The sequence below is a fragment of the Pseudoalteromonas sp. P80D2 genome (assembly GCF_036680945.1).
GTDB classification, from domain to species: domain Bacteria; phylum Pseudomonadota; class Gammaproteobacteria; order Enterobacterales; family Alteromonadaceae; genus Pseudoalteromonas; species Pseudoalteromonas shioyasakiensis.
On sequence record NZ_JAZDAR010000048.1, the window covers coordinates 1 to 13,912 of the forward strand.

The following is a 13,912-nucleotide window of genomic DNA, read 5'->3' on the forward strand; positions in this document are numbered from 1 at the left end:
TAACATTTTAGTATTTATGCGACACGCAGTTTGTGTTGCATAATCGCTTGTTGGACTGAGGCGCTACCTGCTCGGTGTGTCAGAGTTGGTGCTATTTATGCTATGGGAATTTGCTTTTTAGAGGCTCTAGCTAAATCAGCTAGTTTAATAAGCTTACCTATTATAATTTAAGCTTTCCCTGCATTACTCAGCGTTTATTATCTATTTATTAAACCGAATGTTTAACCGTTAAGCAAGGATGTTTTTCTTACGCGCAGCCGCGACTAGCCTGAACAGTTAAGCAGGTTAACTCATTGATTTGATACAGCAAGCAAGGCTGCTAACTCGTTCGCGCTATTTTATTTGTCGCCATGTCTGAATTCATCACGCCAATAAATCGTAAGATACCCACTTTACATGACTGGCAAGGCCAATGCGGTATTAGTCGTTCTTGCTCTACCTTCGGCTTCACCGCTTTGAATGGAGTTGCTGATGCTTGAGCCTTTATTAACCTTAACTTTCGCTTGCGGCACGCATTAGCTAGAAAGCCATAGTGGCGAATACGCATAAACCCTTTCGGCAATACATGTTGTAAGTAGCGCCGTAAAAAATCATCACAACTCAGTGTCATGACTTTATCGCGGTTGTTATCTGCATAGTCGCGATATTTAAAGCTCACTGACTGCTCATTCGCTGATACGAACCGCGATTCTGACATCACGCCTTTTCGGGTATAACGCGCAAGGTAGCTCACGAGCTTTTCACTGTACGTTAAACAGGCTTTACTATACACACACCACTTTGTTGGGGTGTTTATCTTCGCGAATGAACTATCGCATTCATTAAGTTCCGCTAGCATTTTACCCCTAAAGACTGTTGATAACGCTTTTACGGGGTATAAATAGCCTTTTTCTATTTCATGCCAGTGCGCTTTATTTAGCGCCCCTGCGGGTATCAAACAATGCAAGTGGATATGCTGACTTAAGTTTTGCCCCCACGTATGCAGTACGCTTGTCATGCCTAACTGACCATGCTTTTTCCGTTTCGCAAATTTACTTAGCGTTTGCCATGTCGCTTTAAATAAACACTGATACAACGCATTTGGGTTATAGTGAGCAATGATATTCAACTCATGAGGGAGCGTAAAAACAAGATGAAAATACCGACACGGTAATAAATCTTCCTGCTGTTTTTGCACCCATTTAGCCGTGGCCATGCCTTGGCAACGCGGGCAATGGCGGTCTCGACAACTACACCCAATTTTTTGCGACTCCCCACAGTTATCACATTGCCATGCTTGATAACCGAGCTGACCTGTTCTACATGATTGCAGGTGCTGACAGACTCGCAGTTGTTGATAGCTCATCGTATGATGCTGCCGATAATGCTCAAGATTTGAATTTAAAATATCAGCGAGATGCAAAGCGCTCATTGTTTAGCCCAACCTGCAAGCAGATCAATGCCGCCATGACCTAACTCTGGTAACCAATGTAAGTAACTTTGTGTGGTTTTAATATCACTATGCCCAAGCTGATGTTGCAGTTGATGAAGTGGCATACCTGATTCAAGTTGGTGTGTTGCATAAGCGTGGCGTAGTGCATGTGGATTACAGTGTTTTAAACCACACGCTTGTGCGTGTTTTCTCAATGGCTTCCTAAAGGTCGATGCTGACATCGGTTTATCCATTAACAATCGCGAGTAAAACATCCAACCCGTTGGGTGATACATTTTCCAGTAACAACGTAATTGATTTAGTACGCTATCTGAAACTACAACATAACGTGATTTATCCCCTTTACCTTGTTCAATAAATATGGTTTTTCGCTGTCCATCAATGTTTTGCACTTTAATATGTAGCAGCTCACCAATGCGTAAGCCACAGCCATAGCAAACCACTATTAACGTTTTTAATCGCATATCCGTACAGCTTTCTATCAGTCTTCGCATATCATCACGCGACAAATAGGTGGGTGCGTGCGACTTTGCTTTTGGCAGTGCAATATCTAAGTTCAATGGCCGGTGTAAAATATGTTTAAACAAGAACCAAATGCTGTTTATCTGTACTTTTTGGCTTGATCTAGAAAGTTTGCGAATGGCAGGATCGTTAAAAAAGATATTCAACTCATCATCTGTGACTAAGTCGAGCGGTTTATTAAAGTAATGACTGAGTTTTAGTAAATGTTCACTGTAGTTTTTACATGTACTTTGCGAATAACCTCGATAGGCTATTTCAGTTTTGACTTGTTCAATGAGTGTATTCATGACTTACCTCCAAGTTATGGGATAACCCCAAGGTAAGTGTGGCTCAAATGATAAGAATAGGATCTCCGCGTAGCGGCTTAGTTCAACATGTTTATAGCGAGCAAATTGCGCGTTTTTCTTATTGGTACTTTTTTAACAAACTTGTTAACTAATTGCTAGTGTTATAAAAATCTAGTAGTGCTAGCTTTTTAACTGTATAAAACGAGCGAAAGGGTCGTTTCTTGACTATGCGAGTGATTAAATTGTAGCTTTACGTATATACAGTTAGAAGGATTGTAAATGAAAAACTCTCTCCGTATTTTAATTACATTGAGGACTATATACTCTATCGACAGTACTCATTAAGAACTACAAGTACTTAATTTAGATGATTTTACGGCGGAGGGTTATTCGCTGTCTTAATTATGTTCCCCTATGGCTTTAGACAAAATAAAGGTTAGGGTTTCCTATCAACCTCCAATAGGTCCAAACGGTGAGCTGACATTGTGTTTATCTACTGAAGAATTTATGCTTTCGGAGTTGAGGGGTATATAACGAGCCACTAAAAAAGATAAATAGTGTTTACCAAATTCTTGCAATGGCGTTTTACTTTCAGGAGATACAGTGAGATTTCTAGTATTTTTACTTTCATTAACTTCCTTTTTTAGCATTGCTTGCTCGACTGAAAATACGAGTGGGGTATCAGCTTTTAAAACTCAAAGTATTTACGGTGAGATATCGCATATAGAAGTTTACTACCCTTTGGATTACGGCGAGGCTAAAGCTTTTCGAGCTGAAATTTCGTTTGAAAGTAATTTTGATCAACCTTTATTGACCGTTCCCACATTTGTTAATGAACCATTTGATCTTGATCAAAGACCCGAGTTGAGATCTTATAGAGTTTCAACTTTCCAGCTTGCTACTAATATGTTGGGTAAAGCTTCTATAGCCATCTATTACAAGTTTCCGAAAAGAGATGATGGTTTAATAGAATTTTGTATGGGACCACGAGTGATATACAAAATAAGTGACTTACCTGAAAAGTCTCTATAACAAACACATTGATGCATGGCTGTTGTGCGTGGTAACTACACAATTGTACGGGTATTGAAGTTCATTTTCCCTAACTGGGTGAGTGGCACGGCAAGTAAGTGATAGCTGTAGGAAATAAGGAAATTAAATAAAGTGCAAAAAACAGCAGGCATGTGCTTTTCAATCGCTAATTTTGCCTGCTATTTTTTGCTGGTTATTCCGGCATTTTAAAAGAGGTTTAAATGGATTTAAATTTTCAAACTGAATCAATGGTTTTGCTTTTTCTTAGTACTTTTCTCATTAACAATTCTGCCAGTAAAAATTGGAGCTACAATTTTTGGTGCTACTAATAATGAATTAAAACTCTGTGCTATTTCAGTATTTATAGGAACTTTTCTTTCAATGTTATGCTTGATGCTTATTGGTGGTTTTTTGGGTTTAATGGCATCCTATATCGCTGTTTCTATTGTTTACTCTATAGTATTAGGCATATCTATTATGTGGTCGTTTTTGTTTACTTTTGGAGTTTTCTTTATACAAGTGGGAGTTGTTCAAGCCCTTACAAAGTTTGGTATTTTTACCTAATAAACTCATAAAAGAAATCTAAATTTTGTTATTCATTAAGGCATTAACTTTATGAAGTATCCGTTTACACCAAAGTCGACATCGTACCTAGAGCCAGGTCATTATTGGCCGATTGCTCTTAGCGATGGGAAATATGCTTGTGGTATCGTAGTTTCTAAACTTATGTATATACATGAAAGTAAAATAGAGAGCAGGTTATTCTTAGCTGCATTAATAGATTGGTCAGGTAGAAAGCCTCCAACAGCTGAGGATATTAAAGATTGTAAAGCAATAAAAGTAGGAGGGCTGCACATAAAATCCATCACAACAGCAGGAGTTGGTATTATTGGGAAAGCCAACTTTTGTTTTTTAGGTCAAAATCCTCGCCAAATAACAGATGATCTTGTCACAATGGGTTACAACGTTCTTAAAGTTGTTGCAGAAAAACATTTCACAAAAAATAGTTAATAAACAGGCAAGACTATGGGCATGCTTAACACGCCATATTGCTAAATGTTTTAGTGAGGTAACTTCAATTAATTCTAGATCAGATTGTTTCCAAATTACGATGAAGACGATGGGGTGGGATCTCTGTTCGTGTGTCACTAGTATTTGACTGGAAATCTAACAACTTAAGTCATATGGGGCACGAGAGCCTTGGGCATGCACGTAGCTGCCTGACGCTGAAGCTACTACTAATAGTTAAAATATCAGAAGAGCTACAAATCGCTCATCTAAATTAAACAGATAAAAGCCCAGCTTAACTGGGCTTTGCACTCTCACAATTTAATGCTTTTTCATTTTACTCATTTCAGCATGACAACTTTGAATTGTCAGCAGGGTTTTTGATAACGCGGCTTCACAATCATGTGGCTGTGGTTTTTTAAGCGCATGCTTGATTTCGGCTAGTGTTTTATCTTCAACCTCTTCAAGTTCACTAACATAGGTGGCGTTTTTGTCGGCACCGAGTTTGGTGATTACTGATGTATAAGCTTTACGCGCTTCTACAGCAAAATCAGAGCCATTTTCGCGCTCGCCATTTTCGTTAATAGCATAAGGTTGTAAGCGCTCAACACTTACTTTACGCGCATCTATCATGCGTTGAAATAAGGCAATTATGCTTGGGTCGGTTACTTTTTTCTGTGCTTTTTCATAAAAATCGATACCGCTATTCATAACTTGGATGATATCTGCAATATGATGAACGTCTTGTCCTTGATGAGTATTCATAATGACCTCTTTTTGAATATTAAAAACAATGCAATTAGATACTTGCAAAGCATATTCCAGTTCATCACTCAAATATAAAGTTATTGTATTTCAGTTGGTTATTGATTTTTAATAGGAGGGATGCTGCTGATAAGCTAAGCTAACGCTTGGCTTATCAGCAATAATTACAATTTGGTTGGTAAAATCTTACTTAAGCTCGTCGGCTACTTCGGCAACTTTTTGGCGTAACCAAATATGGCTTGCATCACGGTGTAATAGCGGGCTCCAAATCATATCGAGCTCAAACGGCGGAATAGGGAATGGCGGTTCAAGAATTTTAAGGCCCGGATCGTCTAAATAAATATTTGCGGCTTTTGATGGTAATGTAGCAACCAAGTTTTGTTCTTTCGCTAAGTGGATGGCAACGTGGTAGTTACGGGTAAAGGTGGCAATATTACGGTGTTTACCAAAGTGAGCGAGCGCCTCATCAACCCAACCTAGCTTTTGCACATCTTTAGGGTCCATACCAACGCCCACACCAAAGCCTGTTTTACTTACCCAGATGTGGCGTGCTTTTAAATAGCTGTCGAGGCTAAAGTCTTTGATAATTGGGTTATCTGCTTTTACTAGGCAACAAAAGCTGTCTTTCCATATTTGTTTATAGTGAAACGATTGCGGTAAGTTTTCAAAGCGGTTGATAGCCATATCTACCTTACCGTTTTCAACATCGTGGAAGGTAACATCACTTGGGGTCAAAATATCGAGTGTAGTATCGGGGGCTTCTTCGTGTAATTTACTTAATAAGCGTGGGGCAAGAGTGCTTGCTGCGTAGTCACTGGCCATGATACGAAAAACACGTTTACTTTGTGATGCTTCAAATTCGCGGTTTGGTGCAAGTGTTTCTTCAAGGGTCATTAAAATGCCGCGGATCACCGGCTGTAGCTCTTTTGCACGCTCTGTCGGTACCATACCTTCGCTGGTACGAACTAAAATAGGGTCGTTAAATAAATTGCGGAGTCTTTTTAAGCCATTACTCATGGCAGGTTGGGTAATGCTTAGCTGGTTAGCTGCTTTAGTTACATTACACTCCCTTAATAACGTATCTAGGTAAACAAGTAAGTTTAAATCTATTTTACTTATATTCATTGTGTGTCCTTGGTGTTTACCAATAATGGATAAATCGTTGTGCAGCAGGGTATGGATAAATGTGGCTAACTACACCTTGCTTATAATTGTATTGTGCTTGTCGCCAATAGGCTGGATCTTCAAGCTCTGGGTGTGTACTCAATAAATATTGCTTATACACCGGGTTTGCTGTCACAAAGGTACATAATTGCTCTGGAAACACATCTTGCGGTGCCACAGAGTAACTTTGCTCATTGGTTAAGTAATCATCGTACGACTTTGCTTTTGGTAAGGCGCGAAAGTTCATGTCTGTTAGGTACTGAACTTCATCATAGTCGTAAAAAATAATGCGATTATGTTTACTCACCCCAAAATTTTTCAACAGCATGTCGCCTGGGAAAATATTTACGGCGATCATTTCTTTTAAAGCTTGGCCATATTCTTCTATTGCTTCAAACGCTTGCTGTTCACTGGCATTTTCAAGATACAGATTTAACGGTGTCATCCGTCTTTCTATATACAAATGCTTAATGATTAACCATTCGCCTTCAATAATCATCGAAGAACCAATGGTTTTATGTAACTCTGCAAGTAATTTACTATCAAATCGGGCTAGTGGAAATACGACGTTCGAATACTCTATGGTGTCGGCCATGCGGCCAACACGGTCATGGCTTTTTACTAATTGATAGCGTTTTAATACGGTATCGCGGCCAAAGGGTTTGCTTTCTCCAAAGGTGTCTTTAATGACTTTAAACACATATCCAAACGACGGCAGGGTAAATACCATCATCACCATACCCGGTGTACCAGGGGCAATTACAAGCTGATCGTTTGAATGATCTAAATGACTTAAAAACTCTCTGTAAAACTCGGTCTTACCTTGTTTATGAAAGCCTATTGCATTGTATAGCTCTGCCAGGGTCTTGTTTGGCATAAGCTGATTTAAAAAGCGTACTAACGCTGATGGCGCATGGGTTTCAACCATAAAGTAAGCACGCGCAAAACCAAAGATAACCCGCATTTGCGATGATTTGGTAAGTAGGGCATCTAGGTATAATCCTTTGTCTTCATGGTGCAATACCGCAATAATAAATGGCTGTACGCCACTTTCTGATACCACACGACCAACAATATAAGCCGCTTTGTTTCGGTAAAACGGGGCTTGCAGTATATCAAAGCGCATTTGCCATGCTTGGTGATGTGTATCGGGCGCTTGTTTATAAAAGGCTTTTACCAGCAAGCGAATATCGCGTTCTAAATCAACAAAGGGCACTTTAAAGTCAAACTGATTAATAATTTTGCGTATTGTGGGTCTTAAGCCATCAACAACAGGGTGGTAACTGCGGTATTCAACTTCCATTGGTAGTGCGGGGGCATCCGCAAGCGTTGCTTTTACAAAGATAAAGTCATTATTAAAATAACGACGATGAAATAAACGACAAAAAACAGAGTTGTAAAAGGTTTCGGCGAGTTCTGCTTGAGGGTGAAAGCGCAAAAATTGCTGATAGAGCTGTTTGGTTTCGAGCCAGCAGGTTTGATCTAAGGTAATAATTTGCTGTTCGTTGAGCGACTTGAGCTTAGCAATGGTTTCGTTCACCCGATCATCGTAATGGCTAATTCTAAGTTTGCTAATCTCATTTATTTTTTGCCAATCACGATGCGCAAACGCAAGTGGTGCTTTGGCTGTAATTGCTTGAAAGAGTTTATAGTGATTGCGAAACCCAGATAAAATTAACTCTGCAATGTGTTGTGGCTGCATATAAACTCCTTACTAATACCAACATAGAGCAATAACTCTATTGGTGTTAAGAATATGTTATTTATTCTTCAAACCCAATAGTAAAGTGTATTTAATTATAGCGAGCGAGTTTTTTCTCAAGTTTTGCGAGTTTTTTATTAACGCTTTTTACGTCGCGCCCGTATTGCTTGTTAATTGCTTTTAGCTGCTTTTTAATGTCTTTATTAATTTGCTTCGCTTCTTTATCAGACAAAATTCGGTTTAAGCGCTGCTCTTGCTGGTACTGAGCTCGGTCTCGATCACGGCTTAAAATATCTAAACGGTGTTTATAGCTGCGAATTTCAGCTTCGAGGTTTCTGATAATTTGCTGGCGCTCAAGCTCGTTGAGCTCTTTAACAAAGTTTTGCGGAGCTTGTAAGTCTGGATCGGTGACTTGAATTTTGTGCTTGGTTGCACGGCTACCACAGGGGAACTCACTAAATACCGTGCCTCTGTCTGTGACACATTTATAGTATTCTGTGGTGGCAGCAAGTGATGTGTTGGTAAAACAAACTAGTGTAAGCGATATTAGATAAATGATTATGGCTTTCATGACGTCCGTGTCTCCTAATCAAATAAGGTGTCTAATATCTAAAGCTAGCTCGAAATATTGATTTATCAATAAGCGCTAGGGCGTATATCGTTTCAGCTTTTTAATGCTTTGCACTAAGAATGGAATATCTAAGCCTTGTTCAATGGCAAAGCCTTGTGCTGCTGAAATGTTTTTAAAGTTACCATCTGAATCAATCAGGGTAATTCTGTCTTTTTTAAATGCGATAAATACATTCTGCGAGTAGTTAACACCGGTGTCGTCATGGCGTTTGTATAAGTTACTACCCAACATGCTTTGTTTTGCGAGTGTTTTACAACCTAAATAATGGCCTACACTGGTGGCGATAATATCACTTGGTTGAATAAGGCCTTCGGTTTGTACAACTTTTTTATCTGAGCTGTATAAACGAGAAGCTGTAACAATACCATTGCTCTGCTGTGCAAGACTAAAGGCAAATACGGCATTAGCAGATTCACGTGCTTGTGTTGTAGCGTCTGCACGTACAAGGCGAACCGCTGGGTTTTTATCATCGTTATTAATAAATTCGAATTGCTCAAAACCATTAATTTGAATTGAGCGATTATCAGCAAGCCACACAGGCAGTTGCTGTTTGTCTAGAATAGGGGCTTTGTAAAATGCTGGCAGGCCATACACTAAACTAAATAACGTATCTTCTGTTTCTACAGGTTGTAAGAACAAGTCTGTCTTACGTAATGCAGGCTCAGTGGCAACAAATTGCTCAAGGTCAGCATTATTTTCAAATATTAAAATATCGATAGTCGCACTTGACTCAGCTTTGCACTCGGCAAGTGGAGTAGGAGCTAAGTAATCAATATTATGTGGGTCAAGCCTCACATCGTGTGCTTCTTTGTAGCTTTCTAGATCTAGTAAATCGTTTTTAGCTAATAAGCTTTTAGCTGTTGTAGGGTAAGACAACGGCAATACATTATCTTGTTTAGTGATATCAAACTTTAAATTGGCATCTGCCCAAATATGAATACTGTGGCTAAGTGCAAAACACACTAAAATTGTGCTGGTTGCATAGCGCGGGAACTTATATTGCTTTAAACGCGCCAAGTGGTGCCAGGTGTAGTTACTGACTAATAATTGGAACGCTAAAATTAGCAGTACAATGCCGCCCGCAAGAATCGTTGTTAATGCCGGTGAGCTTGTTAAACGGTGCCACAACAAAGAAACGATTTCAGGTAGAGCAGACGTATTTAAGTGATAGCCCAAGTTAAAATAAACATAGGCATCAAGCGTTAAGAATGACGCGCCGAGGGTTGCAATAATGGCTGCCATACCCCGGATATGCCGAGGGTATGGAAACACTAAGCTTAATGGAAATATCGTTAAAACAAAGGCAATAAAAGTAATAAAGCTGGTGTGGCTTAACCAGGTCACGAGCATGTATAAATAGCCCATGAAGGTTGTCGGTGCACTGTCTGCAACTAAGTAGCTTAAGCTAATAAATAGCACTAAACCTATGTTTGCAAAGGTGAACCAATGGCCCCAACTTAAAAGCTGACTTACTTTTGAAGAAAACTGACTTTGTTGCGATAAATTCATAAATCTTATTTAACCGACTGTGCTAATGCTTTTGCAAAGTTGTCGGCAACAGCTTGTCTTTTCTCTGATGGTACATGCTCTTTTAAAATATGCGTGATAGAATTTCCTAAACACATAAGGCTTAAATCAACAGGCGCTTTGTGCTCTGTTAGTACATCAATCAGCTGATCAACGATTTGTTCTACTTGCTCATTAGAATATTTTGATATGATAGGCATCAGTTGGTTCGATAAAAAGAGTTATATTCCCGTATTTTAACACCAGAGGCGTGAAAAACAAAGATGACAATAGATGTTAAAAAATTAGTCGTTCATTATGTAGACAAAAAAGATGACGATACAGATATTCATTTACGCAATGATGAGATGGTTGTTAACGATAAAGTAGCCGTTTTTATAGAGCAGCTACACCATGCATATAATGGTAAGCCAGGTAAAGGCTACTGTGCATTCAGCGGCGAGAAAAACAGCATTGTTGCTTCGGCTATGCAAAGTTACCGTAACGACGAACTTGGTTTTTGGCACATGACAGAGCAAGCAACAAATGTGCTAAAAGAAGAGTTAAATAAGTATGCCTTTAATGAAACGGGTTATTTAGTTTTTTGCCATTATCAATATGTTGCAAGTGACTTCTTGTTAATTGCGATGATCAATATTAAAGAGCATTACTCAATTACTTCTGAGCTTGATTTAGCTTCATCTCGTCACTTAGATATTTCGCGTATGCAACTAGCTGCACGTGTCGATTTAACTGCGTGGGATACTCAACCAGAAGATAATCGCTATGTGTCGTTTATTAAAGGTCGTGCAGGTCGTAAAGTGGCTGACTTCTTTTTAGACTTTTTAGGCTGCGAAGAGGGCATTGATCCTAAACAGCAAAGCCAAGTTATGCTTAGTGCTGTAGAAGATTATTTATCTGAGCAACAATACGACAAGTCAGAAAAAGACGAGCTACGTAAGCAAGTTTTTGATTACTGTAATGATTGCGTAACCACAGGTGAAGATGCCAACGTTAAAGAGCTTTCTGCAACCTTATCGAAAAATGACGACAGCCCATTTGAAAGCTTCTGCCAAGAGCAAAGCTATGACTTAGAAGAGTCGTTCCCTGTTGATAAGAAAACAGTCACTAGCATGGTGAAGTTTTCTGGCATGGGCGGCGGTGTTAGCGTGAGCTTTGAACGTAAACACTTAGGTGAGCGCGTCATGTATAACGAAGCAACCGATACACTAGTGATTAAAGGTATTCCACCTAACCTTAAAGACCAGCTTCAGCGCTTCATGGAGCAAGACGAAAGTTAATCTTGCTTAAGCTTAAAGCTCTAAGTTTTAAGCGATAAGCTTATAAATACTCGTTTTATAGCCCAGCACTTGCTGGGCTTTTTAGTTTTGGGCCTTACACTAGAGATGAATTTACAGCTTTAGAATTTCAACTCGATTTACCTAAGCTAAAGTAAAAATTTACTTCTAATATTTTCTTTGCTTTAGTTCATCAGACAGTTCATGTTCTGACGGCGGCGGTGATTGCGGTGGCGGAGATTAGATAAAGCAGTTCCATTTGCCATCATTGATTTAGTAAAACATCTACTGATGGTTTTAAGCATGGTTAATATAAAAATTCGAATAGTGGAAGGCGTAAAAATGCTTTTCTTTTCCTTCAGTATCGCTTAGTTTTAATACACTCAAGGTACAAACTTCCCCGATGGCTAAGGAGAGTCATAAATGAAACTTGCCCAATTGAATATCGCTCTTGCCAAATATCCATTGGATGCCCCAGAGATAAAAGATTTTGTTGATAATCTTGATTTAATAAATGGCGTTGCTGAAAGCAGTGCTGGTTTTGTATGGCGATTAAAAGACGAATCAGGCGATGCCACCAATATTAAATTGTTTGATGATCCAAATATGATTATCAATATGTCTGTGTGGGAAAGCGTTGAAGATCTCAAAAACTTTATGTTTCGTACTCACCACAGAGATTTTATGCGCAGAAAAGGTGAATGGTTTCACCGCTTAGCAGAAGATAGCTATGTTTTATGGTGGATTGAAGATAACCATATTCCAAGACCTCAAGAGGCATTAGAAAGGTTGCAATATCTTCGTGAAAACGGCGACACACCACATGCTTTTACATTTAAAAGTAATTTTACGGCTGAAGATCTAAGAGGTTAAATGGCTCTTTCATTTAATACACCGAGACTAAACGTCATTGAAATAAACTCTAATGTAGCAAAGTCAGAGCAAACTGCCTTAGTTAACGCTTTACCTGCGATATTAACCCCCGCTGTAGTTGCAAACTTACCAGGTTATTTTCAGGGGATAGATTCTATTGCTGCTGCTGAAAAGTGGTTGGCTAACATGCTTAACGAGTGCTGCTTATTAATGCTGCAATCTCAACATCAAGAAGTTGTTGGGCTTTTATTTATATATACCGAAAACCATGATGCTCATATTGGTTATTTGTTAGCTGAGCAATATTGGGGGCAGGGTCTTGCATTTGAGTTATTGCAGGGATTTATAAACCTCGCTGGTACTCAGTCACAATGGCATAAGCTCATTGCTGGTATTGATGAATCAAATACGCCATCAATTAAACTTTTAAAAAAGTTGGCTTTTGAAAAGCAAGCATCTAAGGAAAATGGCATGTTGTTTTATGAATTAAACTTAAACCAAGGCATACAATAATGATAATAACTGCATTTTTAGTTAACTCGTTTAGTGCAAATAATACAGGCGGCAACCCAGCAGGTGTTGTGTTGAATGCAGATAAACTCACAAACGCAGAAAAACTGACGATTGCAAAAGAAATTGGCTTTTCAGAAACCGCATTTGTTGCGCAAGATCATGAAGTTGACTTTGCTGTGTCATTTTTTACGACAACGGAAGAAGTTGATTTTTGTGGCCATGCAACCCTAGCGGTGTTTGCTACGCTCTTCGAACAAGGGTTATTAAAACCTGGTTATTACACTCAACGAACAAAAGCGGGCTTGTTAGGTGTAACAATTGCTGAAGATGGGCAAATTACCATGGAGCAAGCCTTACCAAAGTACCTTGGCAACTTTGCTTATGATGACCTTGCAGGCTTACTAGGGCTTGATGAAGCAACACTGTCAGAAACCGGCTTGCCGATCGATGTAATAACTACAGGATTGCCGGATATTATAGTCGCTGTGCGGAATAGCTACTTAGATAATATTGTTATTGATGAGGCAGCGCTTAGCGAGTTCTGCCAACAGCATAATGTGATTGGTGTGCATGCCTTTGAATTATGTGAAGAGCAAAGTGAGCTGACCGCAAGTTGTCGTAACTTTGCGCCTTTGGTTGGTATACCCGAAGAGTCAGCAACCGGTAGCGCCAGTGGCGCGCTTGCATGCTACTTATCAAAACATGTATTTGTACAGCAAGAAAACCATTTCAAGTTTGAACAAGGCCGAGCAATGGGGTGCAGTTCACATATTTCTGCCAGTGTTTATTCGGATGAGCAGGGTGTTTATAAGGTTCTTGTAGGTGGTTATGCCAATCACCTAGGTACTCAACAGGTTGTTATTTAAAAGCATTACACACAAAAAAGCCGCGTTATAAACGCGGCTTTTTTATTAAGTGACTAAATTAATCAGCCGCTAAGGTTTTTGCCATATCAGCACGGGCTCTGCCAGCAGGTTTAATTGAACCTGCACGAAGGCCGCTATCTGGAATAGCTGTACGCTTGTCATGCGCCATAGCCGATGGTGTTGGCTCTGGCTCACTATCTGCAACTGGCGTAGGTTTTGCCATTGCAGCGCTAGCTGAACCTTTTACTAAAACAGTTTTTTCATTTTTAGCAGGTTCTTCAGCTTTTACTGGTTCTTCAGTTTTAACTGGTTC

At 39.4% G+C, this 13,912-nt stretch carries 15 protein-coding genes; 6 read left to right on the forward strand and 9 right to left on the reverse strand.

Features of this window, described 5'->3' with window-relative positions:
- Positions 1–319: 319 nt before the first annotated feature.
- Together VRK28_RS14265 and VRK28_RS14270 are read right to left on the reverse strand one after the other, a co-directional pair.
- Complete coding sequence (locus tag VRK28_RS14265) at positions 320–1,411, reverse strand: IS91 family transposase (protein ID WP_332394049.1); 1,092 nt, start codon at positions 1,409–1,411, stop codon at positions 320–322.
- Positions 1,408–2,241 carry a tyrosine-type recombinase/integrase gene (locus VRK28_RS14270; protein WP_332394050.1) on the reverse strand — a complete coding sequence of 278 codons (834 nt, stop codon included), beginning with the start codon at positions 2,239–2,241 and terminating at the stop codon, positions 1,408–1,410. Before VRK28_RS14270 ends, VRK28_RS14265 begins: the two co-directional genes overlap by 4 nt.
- 603 nt (positions 2,242–2,844) lie before the next feature.
- Between VRK28_RS14270 and VRK28_RS14275 the strand changes: the two genes are divergently transcribed.
- Together VRK28_RS14275 and VRK28_RS14280 are read left to right on the forward strand one after the other, a co-directional pair.
- Complete coding sequence (locus VRK28_RS14275) at positions 2,845–3,273, forward strand: hypothetical protein (RefSeq protein WP_332394051.1); 429 nt, start codon at positions 2,845–2,847, stop codon at positions 3,271–3,273.
- A gap of 615 nt (positions 3,274–3,888) precedes the next feature.
- Positions 3,889–4,284 (forward strand): hypothetical protein, encoded by a 396-nt coding sequence (locus VRK28_RS14280; RefSeq protein WP_332394052.1) that lies wholly within the window; start codon positions 3,889–3,891, stop codon positions 4,282–4,284.
- A 318-nt stretch (positions 4,285–4,602) separates the two neighbouring features.
- On the opposite strand, the gene VRK28_RS14285 is transcribed toward VRK28_RS14280, so the two are convergent.
- The 6 genes from VRK28_RS14285 to VRK28_RS14310 all read right to left on the reverse strand — a co-directional run bounded on the left by VRK28_RS14285 (position 4,603) and on the right by VRK28_RS14310 (position 10,270).
- A complete protein-coding gene (locus VRK28_RS14285) occupies positions 4,603–5,046 on the reverse strand; it encodes a ferritin-like domain-containing protein (RefSeq protein WP_332394053.1) in 444 nt (147 codons plus the stop codon).
- 186 nt (positions 5,047–5,232) lie between these two features.
- The gene (locus VRK28_RS14290; protein ID WP_054554698.1) at positions 5,233–6,171 is read right to left on the reverse strand and encodes a LysR family transcriptional regulator; all 939 of its coding nucleotides are present in this window, start codon (positions 6,169–6,171) and stop codon (positions 5,233–5,235) included.
- A gap of 16 nt (positions 6,172–6,187) precedes the next feature.
- The gene (aceK, locus tag VRK28_RS14295; protein ID WP_332394054.1) at positions 6,188–7,912 is read right to left on the reverse strand and encodes a bifunctional isocitrate dehydrogenase kinase/phosphatase; all 1,725 of its coding nucleotides are present in this window, start codon (positions 7,910–7,912) and stop codon (positions 6,188–6,190) included.
- Positions 7,913–8,003: 91 nt separating this feature from the next.
- The gene (locus tag VRK28_RS14300) at positions 8,004–8,483 is read right to left on the reverse strand and encodes a DUF4124 domain-containing protein (protein ID WP_287202802.1); all 480 of its coding nucleotides are present in this window, start codon (positions 8,481–8,483) and stop codon (positions 8,004–8,006) included.
- Positions 8,484–8,558: 75 nt separating this feature from the next.
- Positions 8,559–10,052 carry a DUF3413 domain-containing protein gene (locus VRK28_RS14305; protein ID WP_332394055.1) on the reverse strand — a complete coding sequence of 498 codons (1,494 nt, stop codon included), beginning with the start codon at positions 10,050–10,052 and terminating at the stop codon, positions 8,559–8,561.
- 5 nt (positions 10,053–10,057) lie between these two features.
- Positions 10,058–10,270 (reverse strand): DUF1414 domain-containing protein, encoded by a 213-nt coding sequence (locus VRK28_RS14310; RefSeq protein WP_036967930.1) that lies wholly within the window; start codon positions 10,268–10,270, stop codon positions 10,058–10,060.
- A gap of 63 nt (positions 10,271–10,333) precedes the next feature.
- On the opposite strand from VRK28_RS14310, the gene yejK reads away from it, so the two are divergent.
- The 4 genes from yejK (at position 10,334) to VRK28_RS14330 (ending at position 13,599) form a co-directional block, all read left to right on the forward strand.
- Positions 10,334–11,350, forward strand: coding sequence for a nucleoid-associated protein YejK (gene yejK, locus VRK28_RS14315; RefSeq protein ID WP_054554703.1), 1,017 nt, complete (start codon positions 10,334–10,336; stop codon positions 11,348–11,350).
- A gap of 420 nt (positions 11,351–11,770) precedes the next feature.
- Positions 11,771–12,220: a DUF3291 domain-containing protein gene (locus VRK28_RS14320; protein WP_332394056.1), complete on the forward strand. Its 450-nt coding sequence runs from the start codon at positions 11,771–11,773 to the stop codon at positions 12,218–12,220.
- On the forward strand, positions 12,221–12,733 hold the full coding sequence (locus tag VRK28_RS14325; RefSeq protein WP_332394057.1) for a GNAT family N-acetyltransferase: 513 nt from the start codon (positions 12,221–12,223) through the stop codon (positions 12,731–12,733). It begins immediately after the preceding gene.
- Positions 12,733–13,599 (forward strand): PhzF family phenazine biosynthesis protein, encoded by an 867-nt coding sequence (locus VRK28_RS14330; protein WP_332394058.1) that lies wholly within the window; start codon positions 12,733–12,735, stop codon positions 13,597–13,599. Before VRK28_RS14325 ends, VRK28_RS14330 begins: the two co-directional genes overlap by 1 nt.
- 58 nt (positions 13,600–13,657) lie before the next feature.
- Here VRK28_RS14330 and VRK28_RS14335 read toward each other — a convergent pair.
- Positions 13,658–13,912: hypothetical protein (locus VRK28_RS14335; RefSeq protein WP_332394059.1), on the reverse strand; the 255-nt coding region annotated here is incomplete at its 5' end.

What these genes read in the sequence shown, in the direction of transcription:
- VRK28_RS14265 (WP_332394049.1), bottom strand. Translation starts at nt 1,411, where the DNA reads ATGAGCGCTTTGCATCTCGCTGATATTTTAAATTCAAATCTTGAGCAT.
- VRK28_RS14270 (WP_332394050.1), bottom strand. Translation starts at nt 2,241, where the DNA reads ATGAATACACTCATTGAACAAGTCAAAACTGAAATAGCCTATCGAGGT.
- VRK28_RS14280 (WP_332394052.1), top strand. Translation starts at nt 3,889, where the DNA reads ATGAAGTATCCGTTTACACCAAAGTCGACATCGTACCTAGAGCCAGGT.
- VRK28_RS14285 (WP_332394053.1), bottom strand. Translation starts at nt 5,046, where the DNA reads ATGAATACTCATCAAGGACAAGACGTTCATCATATTGCAGATATCATC.
- VRK28_RS14290 (WP_054554698.1), bottom strand. Translation starts at nt 6,171, where the DNA reads ATGAATATAAGTAAAATAGATTTAAACTTACTTGTTTACCTAGATACG.
- aceK (WP_332394054.1), bottom strand. Translation starts at nt 7,912, where the DNA reads ATGCAGCCACAACACATTGCAGAGTTAATTTTATCTGGGTTTCGCAAT.
- VRK28_RS14300 (WP_287202802.1), bottom strand. Translation starts at nt 8,483, where the DNA reads ATGAAAGCCATAATCATTTATCTAATATCGCTTACACTAGTTTGTTTT.
- VRK28_RS14305 (WP_332394055.1), bottom strand. Translation starts at nt 10,052, where the DNA reads ATGAATTTATCGCAACAAAGTCAGTTTTCTTCAAAAGTAAGTCAGCTT.
- VRK28_RS14310 (WP_036967930.1), bottom strand. Translation starts at nt 10,270, where the DNA reads ATGCCTATCATATCAAAATATTCTAATGAGCAAGTAGAACAAATCGTT.
- yejK (WP_054554703.1), top strand. Translation starts at nt 10,334, where the DNA reads ATGACAATAGATGTTAAAAAATTAGTCGTTCATTATGTAGACAAAAAA.
- VRK28_RS14320 (WP_332394056.1), top strand. Translation starts at nt 11,771, where the DNA reads ATGAAACTTGCCCAATTGAATATCGCTCTTGCCAAATATCCATTGGAT.
- VRK28_RS14325 (WP_332394057.1), top strand. Translation starts at nt 12,221, where the DNA reads ATGGCTCTTTCATTTAATACACCGAGACTAAACGTCATTGAAATAAAC.
- VRK28_RS14330 (WP_332394058.1), top strand. Translation starts at nt 12,733, where the DNA reads ATGATAATAACTGCATTTTTAGTTAACTCGTTTAGTGCAAATAATACA.